This is a genomic window from Nostocoides sp. (assembly GCF_037045025.1).
Lineage (GTDB): Bacteria > Actinomycetota > Actinomycetes > Actinomycetales > Dermatophilaceae > Nostocoides_A.
Genome location: NZ_JBAOHM010000017.1, coordinates 1 through 12,675 on the forward strand (window position 1 = coordinate 1; position 12,675 = coordinate 12,675).

General features: G+C 67.9%; 14 protein-coding genes. 10 read left to right on the forward strand and 4 right to left on the reverse strand.

The features are described from left to right. The 5 genes from V9G19_RS25105 to V9G19_RS25125 all read left to right on the forward strand — a co-directional run. Nucleotides 1-833 (forward strand): type I restriction-modification enzyme R subunit C-terminal domain-containing protein (locus V9G19_RS25105; RefSeq protein WP_462288118.1); only part of this gene is annotated, 833 nt, incomplete at its 5' end. 70 nt (nucleotides 834-903) lie between these two features. Continuing rightward, the gene (locus V9G19_RS25110; protein ID WP_462288119.1) at nucleotides 904-1,500 is read left to right on the forward strand and encodes a type IV toxin-antitoxin system AbiEi family antitoxin domain-containing protein; all 597 of its coding nucleotides are present in this window, start codon (nucleotides 904-906) and stop codon (nucleotides 1,498-1,500) included. Continuing rightward, nucleotides 1,497-2,357 (forward strand): nucleotidyl transferase AbiEii/AbiGii toxin family protein, encoded by an 861-nt coding sequence (locus tag V9G19_RS25115; protein ID WP_462288120.1) that lies wholly within the window; start codon nucleotides 1,497-1,499, stop codon nucleotides 2,355-2,357. The genes V9G19_RS25110 and V9G19_RS25115 overlap by 4 nt, the downstream gene beginning before the upstream one ends. Nucleotides 2,358-2,359: 2 nt before the next feature. After that, entirely contained in the window at nucleotides 2,360-3,835 is a 1,476-nt protein-coding gene (locus V9G19_RS25120; protein ID WP_462288121.1) for a class I SAM-dependent DNA methyltransferase, read from the forward strand. Beyond that, a complete protein-coding gene (locus tag V9G19_RS25125; protein WP_462288122.1) occupies nucleotides 3,832-5,004 on the forward strand; it encodes a restriction endonuclease subunit S in 1,173 nt (390 codons plus the stop codon). The genes V9G19_RS25120 and V9G19_RS25125 overlap by 4 nt, the downstream gene beginning before the upstream one ends. Here the strand turns inward: V9G19_RS25125 and V9G19_RS25130 are convergent. Further along, nucleotides 4,980-5,585 (reverse strand): JAB domain-containing protein, encoded by a 606-nt coding sequence (locus V9G19_RS25130; protein ID WP_462288130.1) that lies wholly within the window; start codon nucleotides 5,583-5,585, stop codon nucleotides 4,980-4,982. The genes V9G19_RS25125 and V9G19_RS25130 overlap by 25 nt on opposite strands. 341 nt (nucleotides 5,586-5,926) lie before the next feature. Here V9G19_RS25130 and mobF point away from each other — a divergent pair, with 341 nt between their 5' ends. Then, a complete protein-coding gene (gene mobF, locus V9G19_RS25135; protein WP_462288123.1) occupies nucleotides 5,927-8,296 on the forward strand; it encodes a MobF family relaxase in 2,370 nt (789 codons plus the stop codon). A 235-nt stretch (nucleotides 8,297-8,531) separates the two neighbouring features. Here the strand turns inward: mobF and V9G19_RS25140 are convergent, their stop codons facing one another. Genes V9G19_RS25140 through V9G19_RS25150 form a run of 3 tightly spaced genes read right to left on the reverse strand, consistent with a single transcriptional unit; the run spans nucleotide 8,532 to nucleotide 10,794 of the window. Further along, nucleotides 8,532-9,467, reverse strand: a complete 936-nt coding sequence (locus tag V9G19_RS25140) for a toll/interleukin-1 receptor domain-containing protein (protein WP_462288124.1) — start codon at nucleotides 9,465-9,467, stop codon at nucleotides 8,532-8,534. A gap of 42 nt (nucleotides 9,468-9,509) precedes the next feature. Then, a complete protein-coding gene (locus tag V9G19_RS25145) occupies nucleotides 9,510-10,646 on the reverse strand; it encodes a recombinase zinc beta ribbon domain-containing protein (RefSeq protein WP_462288125.1) in 1,137 nt (378 codons plus the stop codon). Then, entirely contained in the window at nucleotides 10,591-10,794 is a 204-nt protein-coding gene (locus V9G19_RS25150) for a recombinase family protein (protein WP_462288126.1), read from the reverse strand. Before V9G19_RS25150 ends, V9G19_RS25145 begins: the two co-directional genes overlap by 56 nt. Here V9G19_RS25150 and V9G19_RS25155 point away from each other — a divergent pair. The 4 genes from V9G19_RS25155 to V9G19_RS25170 form a co-directional block, all read left to right on the forward strand. Beyond that, nucleotides 10,760-11,146 (forward strand): hydantoinase B/oxoprolinase family protein, encoded by a 387-nt coding sequence (locus V9G19_RS25155; protein ID WP_462288127.1) that lies wholly within the window; start codon nucleotides 10,760-10,762, stop codon nucleotides 11,144-11,146. The two genes, V9G19_RS25150 and V9G19_RS25155, sit on opposite strands and share 35 nt — an antisense overlap. Before the next feature lie 43 nt (nucleotides 11,147-11,189). Further along, entirely contained in the window at nucleotides 11,190-12,359 is a 1,170-nt protein-coding gene (locus V9G19_RS25160) for an AAA family ATPase (protein WP_462288128.1), read from the forward strand. Continuing rightward, on the forward strand, nucleotides 12,352-12,558 hold the full coding sequence (locus V9G19_RS25165; RefSeq protein ID WP_462288129.1) for a hypothetical protein: 207 nt from the start codon (nucleotides 12,352-12,354) through the stop codon (nucleotides 12,556-12,558). The genes V9G19_RS25160 and V9G19_RS25165 overlap by 8 nt, the downstream gene beginning before the upstream one ends. Further along, nucleotides 12,518-12,675: relaxase domain-containing protein (locus V9G19_RS25170; RefSeq protein WP_462288131.1), on the forward strand; the 158-nt coding region annotated here is incomplete at its 3' end. The genes V9G19_RS25165 and V9G19_RS25170, both read left to right, overlap by 41 nt.

A 12,675-nucleotide genomic window follows, 5' to 3' on the forward strand; every position in this document is an offset into this window, starting at 1 on the left:
TGTTCAAGCAGATGATCGGCCGCGGCACCCGGCTGTTCCCCGACGAGGACAAGCTCTCGTTCGACATCATCGACTATTCGGGCGCCACAGCGTTGTTCGAGGACCCCGAGTTCGACGGCCCACCGGAGCGGGTCGACGAGGAGGAGATCGACGAGGAGGGCAACGTCCTCGACGAGCCCGTCGTCGAGGAGCCCGAGCCCGACTTCGACGCCGGCGAGGAGGACGACACGGTCGATCCGGACGACCTCGACGCCGAGCCCAGGGCGAAGTTCTACGTGGACGACGTGCAGGTGTGGGTCACCGCCGAGGCGATCTACCACCTCGACCCGGAGACCGATCGCCTCCGGCTGGTCGAGTACCGCGACTTCATCGCCGACACCGTCCGAACCCTCTTCCCGGACTCGGGCGAGCTGCGAGCCAAGTGGTCCAACCGAGTCGGGCGGCAGGATGTGATTGAAGCCCTCGAGAGTAGGGGTGTCGATCCAGCGGAGCTCACGGAGCGAACGGGACTCGTCGACGCCGACCCCATCGACGTCCTCGTGCACCTCGCGTGGAACCAGCCGCTGGCCACTCGCACCGATCGTGCTCGACGAGTTCGCAAGGAGCACGCCGACTTCTTCGAGCAGTACCAGCCTGCTGCCCGGGAGGTGCTGGCAGAGCTACTCGACAAGTACGCCCAGCACGGCATCAGTCAGCTTGACGACCTGGCCGTCCTCGAGGTGCCACCGATCTCGGCGCTCGGCTCGCCCAAGGACATCGCCGACCGATTCGGATCCGCACAGAAGCTGAAGGACGCGGTCTCCAAGCTCGGCGAACTGCTCTACGCGGCCTGAAACTCAATCAGAACTAGAGGAATAGGTCGTTAGTCAGACTGAAACTCAAGTTTCGATGTAGGATCACCGCATGAACATCGACCGTCGTGACCTGCGTCGCCGGCTCTTCAGCCTGGCTACCCAGCAGGGCGGGTACTTCACGGCCGCGCAAGCCAAGGACCTCGGCTACTCGTACCAGGCCCAGGCGCACCACGTGTCGGCCGGGAACTGGCACCGGGTCGACCGAGGGCTGTTCCGCCTCGCCGAGTGGGTCCCGGAGCTCCACGACGACCTCCGCCGGTGGACCGTGTGGTCGAAGGGCCGAGCGGTCGTCTCGCACGAGACCGCGCTGTCCGTTCACGACGCCGGCGAGCTCGAATCGGGCAAGGTCCACCTGACCGTGCCGCCAGCCTTCACCATGACCGACGACGCGGTGGTGCTCCACCGGGCGGACCTCGACGGAACCGATATCGTCGAGCACGCCGGCTTCCGAGTCACGACCCCCGCCCGATCGCTCGTCGATGTCGCAGCTGCTGGTGCCGACGAGGAGCAGCTCGCCCACGCGATCAAGGACGTCCTCGATCGTGGGCTGACCACACTCCGCCAGCTCCGCTCCCGCGCCGAGGCGGTCGACGCCAAGGCTGCGCTCCTCATCGAGCGTGCCATCCACACGCTGGAGCCCCGGTGACCTACGAGACCGCCGAAGCGCTGCGCATGGCCCTAGAGCAGCGGTTGAACAACCGGTCGCGGGAAACCGGGATCTCGCTGGACAGGTTGCGTCGTCGCGTCGTGTTCGAGCGCATCGTCGCCCGACTGGCGCACGCCGAGCCGGGGCGGTGGGTGCTGAAGGGGGGAATGGCGTTGGAGGTCCGTCTCCGCGACCAGGCCCGCCTCACCAAGGACATCGACCTCGGCCTTCGCGACGGCGTTAACGAGCAGGCCGAACTTCACGAGCGGCTGGTCGAAGCGCTCGCCGCCGATCCCTTCAACGATCGGTTCGTCCTGGTCGCTGGTCCGGTCACCGAGCTGAGCCCCGACGGAGGAGGCCACACCACCTGGCGATCGAGTGTCGCCGCTCAACTCGCCGGGCGACCCTTCGGTGGCGTCCAGATCGACGTCTCCCCGCGTGCTCACGAACTCGATCTGACCGACACGGTGGCCTTGCCGAACTCCCTCGCCTTCGCCGACATCGAGGCGCCTGCGGTGGAGATCATCGACGTCAACCGCCACGCCGCCGAGAAGTTCCACGCGATGCTGCGCCAGTTCGACGACCGCGAGAACACCCGCGTTCGTGACCTCCTCGACCTGGTGCTGCTGATCGAGAACGAGTTGCTCGACCGTCCGGCCATGGCGAGCGCCGTCCGCGACGTCTGGCAGGAACGCGATGCCACAGCACGTCCCAAGGAGCTTGCCGTTCTGCCCGCGAGCTGGCCTGACCGCTACGAGCGCCTCGCCGCCGAACACGACGTCACCGCCCTCACGTTCCCCGCCGCCGTCGCCCTCGTCACGGCGCTGTGGACTGACCTGACCATCGAGGAGACCTGATCATGGCACGAGCCAAGAAGGCCGCGGCCCCGACCTCACCGCAAGCGAAGCTCGCGTCGGTCATCAAGACCGCTCGGGATGCCATGCGGAAGGACGCCGGCCTCAACGGCGACCTGGACCGGATCCCGCAGCTCGCATGGATGCTCTTCCTGAAGGCGTTCGACGGCCTCGAGGAGAACCGGGAGATCACCGATGCCAAGTACCGGCCGGCTATCGAGGCTCCGTACCGCTGGCGCGACTGGGCGGCCGACCCCAACGGCGCCACTGGCGACGCGCTCGTCGAGTTCGTGAACACCAAGCTCCTGCCGTACCTCAGGGGCCTCACCGGCACCGGAGCGCACGATCCACGCGACGTCCTCGCCGCCGTGTTCAAGGAGACCAACAACCGGATGCTCTCCGGCTACCTGCTCCGCGATGTCGTGAACAAGGTCGACGAGATCAACTTCGCATCGTCGGATGACATCCACACGATGGCCCACCTCTACGAGTCGATGCTCAAGGACATGCGCGACGCAGCGGGCGACTCGGGCGAGTTCTACACACCGCGACCCGTGATCCGGTTCATGGTCCAGCAGGTCGGCCCGCAGCTCGGCGAGATCGTCTCGGACCCGGCCTGTGGCACCGGTGGTTTCCTCGTCGAAGCGCTCGAGGAGCTCGAACCGAAGGTGGAGACGACCCAACAGCTGCGCAAGCTGCACGAGAGCCTTCGTGGCGTCGAGAAGAAGCCGCTGCCGTATCTGCTCGGGATGATGAACCTCGTCCTGCACGGCGTCGGCAACCCGAACGTCGTCCGAGGCAACGCCCTCGGCAGTCCGATCACCCAGATCAGCCGCGCTGACCGTGTGGACGTCGTGCTCACCAATCCGCCGTTCGGGGGCGAGGAGGAGAAGAGCATCCAGGCCAACTTTCCGGCCGACAAGCAGACCGCCGAGACGGCGTGGCTCTTCTTGCAGCTGGTGATCCGCCGCCTCAAGGACGGCGGTCGCTGCGGGATCGTCGTGCCCAACGGCATCCTCTTCGGCGACGGCGTCGGCGCACGCATAAAGCAGCAACTGCTCACCGAGTGCAACCTCCACACCGTCGTGCGGCTGCCCGATGGCGTGTTCGAGCCCTACACCGCGATCCCGAGCAACCTCCTCTTCTTCGAGAAGACGGGCCGGACCAAGGAGGTCTGGTTCTACGAGATCGCCCCACCTGACGGGCGCAAGAAGTACTCAAAGACCAAGCCGATGCGGTTCGAGGAGTTCGCCGACTGCCAGACATGGTGGAGCGACCGCACCGAGAACGAGCGGGCATGGCGCGTGCCGATCGCCGACATCGAGGAGAAGGGCTGGAACCTCGACCTCCGCAACCCCCACGGCCCCGAGGACCTCGCCCACCGCCCACCGGGCGAGCTGCTCGACGAGCTCGTGCAGATCGAGCACGAGATCCTCGCCGTCCTGGAGGACCTCCAGGGACAGCTCCGGAGCGACGCGTGAGCGTGCAACGCGTCCGAGCCGGCGATGTGCTCCGCCTGGAGCGCACACCCGTGGAGCTGGATCCCGCACATGAGTTCGTGACCATCGGCGTTCGATCGTTTGGCAAGGGCATCTTTCACTACGACGCCAAGCCCGGGGATCAGCTGGGCAAGCTCCGCTTCTTCGCGCTCGAGCCCAACCGACTTGTCGTCAGCAACATCAAGGGCTGGGAAGGAGCGATTGCCGTTTCGTCCGAGGCGGAGGTGGGGTGCATCGCTTCGAACCGCTTCCTCATCTACGCGCCGGCGGATGGCCGGGTTGACGTCAACTGGGCGCGATGGTTCTTCCTGAGCGAGGTAGGCCTGCCGCTCATCCAGCAAGCGTCACCCGGCAGCGCGGATCGAAACCGCACGCTCGCGATCGAGCGCTTCGAGAACCTCGAGATCCCGCTGCCGCCGCTCGGTGAACAGCGCGTGGTCGTTGAGGCTCTCGACGGGGTGCAGGAACGTGCGAGAGCCCTGCAATACCTCATGAGCCGTGCCGATCGCCTCTCTTCGGCCCTTCCGTCGTCGCTTGCGATGCGACCGGATCTGGACGATCACGTTCGCAAGCTCGCAGGCTGGAGGCGGATACCGCTGAGTGACGTAATGACACCGGCGGACACGCGAGTCCCCGTTCACCCGGACCGGGCCTATCGGGTCGCTGGGACGTACAGCTTCGGCCGTGGCCTCATCGATCGGGGAGCGATCTCTGGAAGCGAGACCTCTTACAAGGAGTTCTCGAAGCTGGCGATCGGCGACGTCGTCGTGAGCAAGCTGAATGGGTGGGAGGGTGCCGTCGCTGTCGTGCCGCCGCCGTTTGACGGGTGCTACGTGTCGTCCGAGTATCCGGTCTTCAAGGTCGACAGGTCAGCCTTGCTCCCCGGCTTCTTCGATGGCGTGGCGCGGTCTCCCGTCTTCTGGGCGGAACTTGATCGAATGGCGCGGGGGAGCATGGTCCGCCGCCGCCGCATCAATCCGAGTGAGTTCCTGCGCGCCGAGATCTGGGTCCCACCCCTGGATGAGCAGGCGGCGATCGCGCGTCAGATCGCGTCGGTGGTTGCGTTGTCCAATCGACGCGGGGCGTCAGTCGATCGCACGGACGCGCTCGTTCCCGCGGCGCTCAATCAAGCCTTCGCAGGTCTTGGCTGAACCTGCACCCAAGCCTTGTGCGCAACGACGACGTGGCCGAGGAATCGGAGGCCGACCACTCCGGCCGCGTCCTGGACGTCCGCAGTCGCCTGAACATCGGCGGAGCTGGGTTCCGCGTTCCCGCTCGGGTGGTTGTGAGCGAGGGCGAAGGCCCGGCCGTCGTGGCGCAGCACGGCGTTGAGGATCTCGCGGACGGGCACCGCCGAGCGGTCGACGGAGCCCTCTGACACCACGATTGTGTGCGTGAGGCGGTTCGACGCGTCGCACACGAGGACCACGACACGCTCGCGCCGTTGCCCGTCGAGGTGGCGGCGAGCCACCCGCACCACGTCTTCGGCGGATCGGATCACCACCTTCTCCTCGGGGTGCCCAGCGCGGCGCCCGAGCTCGAACGCGGCGACCAGTGACGCGGCCTTCGCGAGTCCAACCCCGGTCGCGGCGGCCAGTTCCTCGGGCAGTACCGAGGCGAGACCGTGGACTCCGCCGTGCGCCGACAGGAGCGAGGCCGCCAGCTCGGGGGCGCCGGTGCCGCGGGTGCCGCTCCGCAGGAGGATGGCCAGCAGCTCCTGGTCGCTGAGCAGCGCCGGCGCCGAGCGCGAGCAACCGTTCTCGCGGTCGGTCCTGAACGGGTAGCGCTGACATCGTCGTCGCCATCGGAACCTCCGAGCCGGAGGCTACGCAGCCCCAGTGACATCGAACCGGGCGGCGCCAACCCTCCCGTCGATCTTCCACACACTTGCACCGGGGGTGTCCGATTGGCCGCCGGGTGGCCGCCGGGTGGCCGCCGGGTGGCCGCCGGGTGGTCAACGGGATAGCCAGCGGGAGGCGCGGCGGGAGGTCGCCGGTGGGCTGCCGACGCCTCTCGTTTGAGAAATCCGCGATTGATCGCGCGGTTTTCGGGGCCTTCAGGGCCTACGTAGGTGTGCTGAGCATCGCGAAGTTCACCGCGGCCCCGGACCCGGCGGCGTACTACCTGGAGGTCATCGCCAACGAGCGCGACGACTACTACCTCGCGTCGGGTGAAGCACCGGGCCGCTGGATCGGTGCCGGGGCTGAGCGGCTCGGCCTGACCGGGCAGGTCGAGGCCGACGCGCTCCGCTCGGTGATCGAAGGTGTGGACCCCTCGTCGCGGGATCCGTTGACGAGGTGGCGGAAGATCAAGGGATTCGACCTGACCCTGTCGGCGCCGAAGTCGGTGTCGCTGCTGTGGGGCCTCGGCGACGAGGGACTGGCCACCGAGGTAGTGGCGGCGCACGACGTGGCCGTAGGCTCGGCGGTTCGGTATCTGGAGGACGAGGCGTGCGTGGTCCGCCGTGGCAAGGCCGGCGCCGCCCGTCATCAGGGTGGCGGGCTGGTGTCCGCCGCGTTCCGGCATAGGACGAGCCGAGAGGCCGACCCGAACCTGCACACCCACCTGGTGACAGCGAACATGGCCCTCGGTCCGGATGGCCGGTGGAGCGCGCTGCACACCCCGGCGATCTACCAGCACGGCAAGACCGCAGGGTTCGTCTACCAGTCCGTACTGCGCCACGAGCTGGGCGAGCGACTCGGCGTCCGGTTCGAACCGTCGGCGCCGGGGGTGGGGGAGGTCGTCGGGTTCCCGACGAAGCTGCGCCGGGCGTTCAGCCGCCGCCGAATCGAGATCGAAGTGGTGATGGCCGAACACGGCGTGCGCTCGGCGCACGGGGCGCAGGTAGCCACGCTCGACAGCCGCCCGGCCAAGCCCGAGATCGTCGACGAGGAGATCCTGCGGGAAGGGTGGCGACGACGGGCTGGCGAGCTCGGGTTCACCGGCAAGGTCCCGACCGCCCCGCACCGCATGGTCGTGGCGAGCGACGAGGAGCTCGGCGCGTTGCTGACCGAGCAGGACGCCACCTTCGATCGTCGCCAGGTGATCCGGGCTGTCGCCGAGACCGCAACTCAAGGACTGGATTACGACGCCATCCGCCTGCGAGCCGACCACTACCTCGCCAGCGACGCGGTCATCGATGTCGCGGCCGGGTGTTGGACGACCCCGGAGATGCTGGCGCTTGAGGCCGACGCGCTCCGCCGTGCCATCGACGGACCCAGGACCGTCGCGGTCGATCCCCGCTCGTTGATGCTCGCGGTCCGGGCCCGGCCGTCGATCAGCGTCGAACAGGCTCTGGGTGTCAAGCGGGTGACCGTCACCGACGCGCCGGTGGCCGTGATCGTCGGCCAGGCAGGCACCGGCAAGACCTTCGCCCTCGACGCTGCCCGCGACGCATGGCACCGCACCGGACTGCGAGTCCGCGGCGCTGCCCTCGCTGCCAAGGCGGCACGCGGACTCCAGTCCGGGTCGGGCATCCCGAGCCAGACGATCGCATCCCTGCTCCAGGACCTCGACTCGGGCCGAGACCGGCTGTACCGAACCGACGTCCTGGTTCTCGACGAGGCCGGAATGGTGGGCACTCGCCAGCTCCACCGCCTCATCGATCACTCCGCCAAGGCCGGAGCGAAGCTCGTGCTCGTCGGTGACCCGAAGCAGCTCGCCGAGATCGAAGCCGGTGGCCTGTTCGCCTCCCTCATCAGGCGCCTTGGACACGCCGAACTGACCGAGAATCGGCGACTCACCGACCGAGCCCAGCAGGCGACCGCCGCTGCCTTGCGCGACGGCCACACCGATCAGGCCTTGCTGCGCATGGAGCAGAGTGGGTCTCTCACGATCGGGGACAACGCCGATCGCGTTCATGGCCGGATGGCCGAGGACTGGTACCTCAGCCACACCACCGGCCGTGACGCCGTGATGTTGGCGCTGCACCGCAGCGACGTCGCCGACCTGAACCAACGAGCCCGGCTCCACCTCATCGCAAACGACCGCCTCGGACCCGTCGTCCTGAACTCGGAGGACCTCGAGCTGCGCGTCGGCGACCGGGTACTGGCGCTGCGCAACGACCGCAAGATCGGCATCGTCAACGGCACCGTCGCCACCGTCACCGGGGCGGGGCCTGAGGCAGTCCAAGTCGAGACCAGCGACGGCGACCGTCTCGCACTCCCGATCGACTACGTAGCGGCGGGCCACCTGACCCACGGCTACGCCATGACCATCCACAAGAGCCAGGGCATGACCTGCGATGTCGCCCTCGTGCTCGGCGACGACACCCTCCACAAGGAAGCCGGCTACACCTCGATCACCCGAGGACGCGAGCGCAACCACGTCTATGCCGTCGCACGCCAGGAGCCCGCCGCCCGGCCGGCCGACGACCTCCGCCGAGCCCTGGCGGTCAGCACCGCCAAGCAGACTGCGCATGATCGCGGAGGCCTCGGCCTGTGACCCGGCGTGCTCGCCCAGTCGACGAGTCGCAGCTTCGGCTTGATCTCGACGAGCGACAGCATCCGGCGGTGCAGCACGCCCGAAAGATCGTGTCGAGGCAGGGCTCCCGCAGTCGCTCACGTCGCTCGACGTACTCAGCGAGGCGCGCCGAATCATCGATCCAGATCAGCGGAATCGCTCGGCGTTTCGCCAAGCGAGCTAGCTGTCCGCTCCGATGGGTGAACTGGGCGCCTGCCTAGAACGGCTCCTCCTCCGGTTGGGTTCGCGAGGGGTCGGGCTTCGGTGGCGGCCATGCCCGGCTGTGGCTGGCGTACACCCTCTGCATGGCGCGGCTCGGAAGCACACCCCCGTACAGCTGGTCGTTCGTCCACCAGACGTGATCGATGGCAGCGAGCTGGTCCTCCTCAAGGGACCCGAGCGCCTCGATCCGTTCCGCCGTTGCCCCGGCGTCCATGTAGTTCTGGGCTGAACGAAGCGCTTCGAGCAGCCCTTCGAAGACGGAAGGCCCGAGGTCAGGGAGTCTGGTAACCCATCCTGCGATGGTTGCCGCCACCTGCTTCGGCGTTTGGGAGGCGGCACTCGGCCACTGGTCGCGACCGATGAAGCCCGCCGGGTCAGCTCCGAGTCTCAAGACGTAGAGCGGCACGCGGCGTCCGAGTGCCCAGCCGATCTCCTGCTGGCACCATGCGCTCTGATTGACTTCGGGATGAACGAGAGCGACGAAGGCCTGCATCGTGCGCAGCGCTTGCTCGATCTGGATCTGCCACGGCTTGCTGTACTCCATAGCGTCATGGGCGACGAAGCCGTGGATGCCCACCACTGCCAGTTCAGAAGCCACCTCGCCGACGAACTGCTTGTGGAGGGCAGAGTGCGAGAGGAACACGCGTGCGTAGCCGCGCTTCCAGTTGCCATCGTCCGCTCCGATAGCGACAGCTTCCTGCACCTCGTCCGCATCGACGTCCATCACCACCGAGTACATCTCGACGACCACCTCGTCGGTGGCGTCGGTGATCATCTCGGCGATGGACGGGGCGAATCGATCGTCGCTGAGGCTGCCGAAGCCGAACTCACTGAGGAGGACGTTCGTTCGATCCCACGTCCACTCGGGGTTCGCCAGTGCCTCGATGAGTTGCGTCTTGAGGCGGATTCGATCTCGTCGTGAGAGCGCCACGACGAATGAGCGTACGGCCAGGCCGGCGCTTGCTCAGTGACGCTATGCCTTTGGCACGATCTCCAGACGGCCGGGGTCGAAGGCGCGTTTCCTGCTCCTGGCCGGGTTGACGACGATTGGGTGCAGCAGCGTCTCGATCAGGCGGCGCTGGAAGTCGATGCCTCGCTCCTCCCAGGCCGCGACGAGTTCCTCGTAGGTGCCGGGGACCTCGGCGAGAACCCGGGTGCCCGTGCGGTTGGCGATCTGCGCTTCGACCTCTCGGGCCTCGTCGTCGAGGCGGTCCTTGCGGGTGCGGAAGCTGGCGCGGTCGATGTCGCCGTCGGTGTACAGGTCGATCAGCCGCTGGCGTCTCTCATCGATCTCCCGCAGGGCCTCCAGGAGCGAGCCGTCGCCCTCATCCTCGTCGCCCGTGTCGAGGCGGGCCATCGCCGCTCGGGTGACGGGGTCGGCGAGCATCCCGCAGATCAGGTCTCGCACGTACTGCTCCAGCTCGGGGGCGCGGATGCTGACTCGGCCGCAGCCGTCGAGACCTGGTCCCTTCCGGCACGCGTAGGTGCGCCGACCGCCCTCGCGCTGTAGTGAGCGCATCCGTCCGCCGCACAGGCCACAGCGCATGAGGCTTGTGAGCGGGTAGGTCCGGCCCTTGCGGGGCTTCGCCCGCTTCGGGGCGAGTGCCACCACGAGGGCCTGGTGCTGCTCCTCGGTGACGATCGGCTCCCATTGGCCCATGGCGACCAGCACGCCCTTGTGCTCGCGCAGGCCCGCGATCCGCCCGGACGTCAGGATCGACGTGATCGTCCACGGGCGACCGGTCACTGTCGGCACCCCCTGGGTGTTCCCGTCGTCGCAGATGCTCCACACCGACTCGCTGGCGAGGACCCGCTCTGCGGCTTCATGAATGCGGGCGACCTCCTCGGGGACGTGCTCGGTCATGTCGTAGTTCCAGCCGTAGGCCCGGCGCCCGGCGATGCGTGGGACGCCCTCGCGCGCCTCGCGGGCGCGCACGGCCAGCATCCGGTCGGAGGTCTTCTTCGACTCCTCTCGGTCCATGGCCGAGCGAGTGCCGATCTCGAACTCGAACTCGCTCACCCAACCATCGGTGGTCGCCACCGTCTTGTCGGGGTCACGGCCGGCGTCCTCGAAGGCATCGACCAGCGGCCCACCCCGGTCCGCCGCCACGGGAGAGCCGGTCGGTCTTGTAGGCGATCACGCAGTCGACCTCGCCGGTACGGATCAGCTCCCGCAGCTCGCCGAACTTCGGGCGGCTCCGACCCCGGTTCCGGTAGCCGGAGGTGGAGGGCGGCTCGAATACGAAGAACACGCCCATCGAGGCGTTGGAGCGGTCGTTTCCGCTGAGGGTGCTGCGCTACCGGCTACGACGGGGGAGTGGTGGTGCCGGGTCATCCGCTGGCGGCGAGGGCATCGAGCGACACCTCCAGGTGCTCGAGGACGCGACCGTGTCGCTGATCACCGAGCGACGCGTCTCGCAGCCGTGGGGCCTCGCCGGTGGAGAGCCCGGAGCGGTCGGAGAGAACTGGCTGCTGCCGTCGGGCGAAGAAGCCCGAGCTGAGCGCCTCCCCGATAGGTGCACGATCCAGCTCAAGGCCGGCGACGTCCTCCGGATGCTGGCTCCTGGCGGCGGCGGTTGGGGCACACCTCGTCCGTCTAACGATCTCTAACAGATCTAACAACCTCTAATGGCTTGGCAGGGTACGGTGCGGCGTGGCCAGGAACCCGTTCACGCCGACCTTCGGCGTCTCCCCACCGCTGCTCGTTGGCCGGTCGGACCTGCTGGACGACTTCGTGGCTGCTCTCGAGGACGGCCCCGGGGCGCCCGGGCGCATGACCCTCTACACGGGAGCGCGGGGGACTGGGAAGACCGTGATGCTCAACGAGGTCGAGGATCTCGCTCGCCGGCAGGGGTGGCGGGTCATCTCCGAGACCGCGACGGAGGGGTTGGTGAACCGCCTCGTCCGGGAACATCTGCCGGCGCTGCTCAGCGAGATCGACCCGGACGGCTCGGAGACCAAGGTGACCGGTGTCAGCGCGCCGATGGGACTCGGAGGAGCGGCCTGGGCGACCAGCGAAGCGCACGAGGTCGCACCGGCGCTTCGGACGCAGCTCACCGCCGCATGTGACCTTCTCGCCGGCAACGGTGCCGGGTTGCTCCTCACCCTCGACGAGATCCACCACCAAGTGGTGCCGGAGCTGCGCGAGGTGGCAACTGTTCTCCAGCATCTGGTGCGCGAGGAACGCGAGATCGCCTTCGTCGGTGCGGGGCTGCCGTCCGCGGTGAGCGCGGTGCTGAACGACGACGTCCTGACGTTCCTGCGTCGAGCTGACCGTCACTCGCTTGGTCCAGTCGCACTTCCTGAGGTGGCCACGGCCATCACCGAGCCGATCGAGCACGCCGATCGGCGGATCGCCCCCGAACTCGCGGCTCGCGCCGCCGAGGCGACCGGTGGCTACCCGTTCCTCATCCAGCTCATCGGATACCACATCTGGCGGCAGCAGCCGCGCCATCGCGACGTCTCCGGGGACGATGTCGAGGCGGGGATCGTCGCCGCTCGTCGTCGCCTCGGATCGCTGGTCCACGAGCCGGCTCTCGCCGACCTGCCTGGAGTGGCCCGCACGTTCCTGCTCGCCATGGCTCACGACGACGGGCCTTCGAAGATGAGCGACATCGCTTCGAGGCTCAACGTCGACGCCAACTACGCCAGCCAGTACCGGCTGCGTCTCATCGCATCCGAGCTCATCGAGCCGGTTGGTCATGGATGGGTCGACTTCACGATGCCGTACCTGCGGGACTACCTCCGAGAACACGTTGCCCTCGACGCCCAACGCGAGTTGCCGCCTGGCGACGCCTCCTCCAATGTGGTCGAGCGTGACTGAAGGGCCGCTGTTCATCGTCGACAACAGCGAGGGCGGGCGGAACGGGCTCGACTACCTGCGCGAGTGGTCGGAGCTGGCGAGCAGCATCGACATCGCCACCGTTCCCTGCTCGACCTGGACGGACACTGGGCGACCCGGCGGCTTACTACCTGGAGGTCATCGCCAACGAGTGCGACGACTACTACCTCTCGTCGGGTGAGGCGCCGGGCCGCTGGATCGGTGCCGGGTCTGAGCGGCTCGGCCTGACTGGGGAGGTCAAGGCCGACGCGCCCCGTTCGGTGATCGAGGGTGTGGAGCCGTCGTCGGGTGAGCCGAG